Genomic DNA, 1,639 nt, shown 5'->3' with positions numbered 1-1,639 from the left:
GATATGAATCTGGTCTGCGTCTGCCCGGTGATGCCCACGCAGCCCATCTCCCATGCGGCGGCGACAAGCGCATCCAGCGTCGCGCCCCAATGCGATCCGAATGCCTGGATTTGCAACAGGTTCGCCATGTCGCCGGCTTGACCATAGAAGGCATAACAACCGAGCATTTTGCCCGTTTCGTCGTAGATCCCACCGAAATGAAGGGGGCCGTCGGCCCGCTTCTCGGCCGCCAGCGCAAGCAGCCGTGGCAACTCCCCATCCTTCCAACTCGGCCGAAGAGCGTAACCAGACAGGAGGGTCGGCAGTTCCTCGGCAAATTGCACGGCATTGATCGGCTCACGGTGGGTGCGATGCGACGATGAATGCTGGACGGGGGGCTCGAACCTTCTTTTCGCAAGAGCATCGAATGCTCGCGCAAAGGGGTCGAGTACAAGGTGAGGCAGGCCGGGCCATTTACGGTGCAGTGCGGCGGCGGCCATTCCCGCCGGCCGGAAGACATATGTCCATCCCAGACAATGCACCGGCAGGAGTTGATACTTCATCGGGCGCGCGAAGGCTAAGGATGTCCGGTTGGCCGAATCGGTCAGCTGCAGATCGAATTCGCCTTGATGCAATGCCCGCAGCAATTGCGGTCCGGCCGAGCCGTCATCGGTGCCGGGGTCGGCCATGAGCGGCCCGATGATCGCCGCATTCAATGGCGCACCATTGAGCTCGTAGCGGGCTTTCAAAACGCCGAGGAACCCACCCAGGCGGCCCTGCCGGTTGATCTGGACAAGAGCGTTGCTTTCACCGGAGTGGCCGGCAGGGTCGAGATAAATCTCTCTCATATACGCGGCCGTTTCGGCGATCGCGCGATCGAGGAGGTGACGGCGCCGCCGGCGAAACTTCGTCAGGAAGAGTGCGGCGACGCGCTCGAGATCTTCGGCAGCAAGCGGCCGAACCGAGCCATGCTGAGATTCCAGCACTGACGGCGCAGCCAACTTTTCCTCGGCATTCGCAGAAAGATGCATCGTGAAAAACGTCCGTGGGTTGCCTCCATCGGATATATATCAACCATTGGTAGAAACAACGTATCTCGGTCAATATGATGAACAGAGGTCCCAAGACTTACTATCCGGACAGGACTTCACAGGCAAATCAAGTCGGCCAGCATCACGGCGCTGATCGACGGGTCGACTGCCTCCCTGCGATCGCATCTCCTGCTCCAGCCCGCTGGGCTGACCGTGCCTGACAGAGGCGGCCTCCGGCCGAAGCTGGAGGCCGCCTCAGGTCAGCTGACAAGTCCCTTGGTCAGTTCGAGCGCCTGGCGTTCGAACAGGCGACGGTAGATGCCGCCTTTCAGCCGGATCAGTTCGTCATGCGAGCCTTCCTCGACGATGTTGCCGCGATCGAAGACCAGCAGCCTGTCGAGCGCCCGCACTGTCGAAAGCCGGTGCGCGATGACCAGCGTGGTGCGGCCGACCATCAGCCGCTCCATCGCCTGCTGGATCAGCACCTCCGATTCCGAATCGAGGCTCGATGTCGCCTCGTCGAGGATCAGGATGCGCGCATCGGCAAGGAAGGCGCGCGCGATCGCCACGCGCTGACGCTCGCCACCCGACAGTTTCACGCCGCGTTCGCCGACCAGTGTACCGTAGCC

Annotated in this window: 2 protein-coding genes; both read right to left on the bottom strand. The window is 61.8% G+C overall.

Going from position 1 to position 1,639, the window contains the following annotated elements; all coding sequences use genetic code 11:
* Window positions 1-1,010: hypothetical protein (locus EN994_RS30380; protein WP_127308101.1), on the bottom strand; the 1,010-nt coding region annotated here is incomplete at its 3' end.
* Between the two features lie 260 nt (window positions 1,011-1,270).
* Window positions 1,271-1,639 (bottom strand): ATP-binding cassette domain-containing protein (locus EN994_RS30375; RefSeq protein WP_127308100.1); only part of this gene is annotated, 369 nt, incomplete at its 5' end.

Source organism: Mesorhizobium sp. M7A.F.Ca.CA.002.09.1.1 (assembly GCF_003998555.1).
Taxonomy (GTDB): Bacteria; Pseudomonadota; Alphaproteobacteria; order Rhizobiales; family Rhizobiaceae; genus Mesorhizobium; species Mesorhizobium ciceri.
The sequence above is the reverse complement of the archived record's forward strand: the minus strand, read 5'-3'. Positions and strand labels throughout refer to the sequence as shown.